The sequence below is a fragment of the Luteolibacter flavescens genome (assembly GCF_025950085.1).
In the GTDB taxonomy this organism is placed as follows: domain Bacteria; phylum Verrucomicrobiota; class Verrucomicrobiia; order Verrucomicrobiales; family Akkermansiaceae; genus Haloferula; species Haloferula flavescens.
Window position 1 is genome coordinate 1 of record NZ_JAPDDS010000064.1, and the last position, 1,093, is coordinate 1,093.

Below are 1,093 nucleotides of genomic sequence, written 5' to 3' on the forward strand. Positions count from 1 at the left end.
GAAATCTATTATAAAAGCAGATATACTTAGTGCGCAGGGTTCGCCGCCGAGCTGCGCAATCGTCTTCGTCAGTTACCAGCTGATCATTTGATGATGCAACCACGCTGGCTCTGGACGGTCTGATACGGTTCTGAAAGTGCTCAAGCGCTGCTCTTCTTGCCGTAGCCAAACAAGAAAGACAAGTTTGGCTTTGCCAGGGTACGCTTCAGAGCCTTCACTGCCAGTGGACTGTCCTTAGCCATGAGGCAGGTTCCCTGCTGAACATTGCAGATGGGGTACTCGTGAGGGCAGCAGCTGTAGTGATCATCGCAGCAGGTGGCGCCCTCGAGTGGGCAGCAGCCCCAGGCGTAGCAGTATTTGCCATACTCGTAGATGCAGCAGCAGGTGGTGCTATCGGGGCAAGTGTAGTAGTTGTCGCAGACGGTGGGAGGCGGGGTTGGGGACGGCGGAGTAGGGCCGGGGTTCGGGGGGTTCTCGCCCTTCTTCAGAGGGTAGGATGGCTCAACGGCAATGCCGCACTTGCCACTGCTCGCCTTGATGTTGCGCTCCATACGGACGTAGCCGGACTCACCCCAGCTCTTGCCCCACGAGTTCCTCACGATCCAGTAGTCCTTGCCATTCTCTGTGCCGTACCCAACAGCAGCGACGCCGTGGTCTAGTGCTGTTCCACATTTACCCGTGAAGATACCCGATGAGTAGAGCTGGAATGCTCTGCCACCGGCTTCAATTGCAACACTGACGGGCTGGTTTGCTACCGCCTTCTGCAGACTCGTCTCACTGTTTGGTGTTACATCTTCGTAGCTGTCAATTGTGACAACCTTTGCGTTTTTCCTGTTTACGTCACACCGTTCGTCCTTGCCTTTGTAAGGGTAGTCATCCTCGGTGTCGATTCCACCATTGTTGATGATGAAATCAAATGCATAGTCCATCAGACCTCCATTGCATCCCTCGTTATATGAAGTGTCACAGTCAACTAGCTCCTGCTCAGACAAAGATATCAGGTCGCCAGTAACAATCTGGTTGATGCCTTCTACAGCTGCTATTGCTGAGAAAGCCCAGCAACTTCCGCAACCTCCCTGGTCCTTGATCTCAG

The 1,093-nt window shown here is 53.9% G+C and carries 1 protein-coding gene; it reads right to left on the minus strand.

The features are described 5' to 3' along the window. Positions 1–140 precede the first annotated feature (140 nt). Positions 141–1,093 (minus strand): C1 family peptidase (locus OKA04_RS25015; protein ID WP_264503867.1); only part of this gene is annotated, 953 nt, incomplete at its 5' end.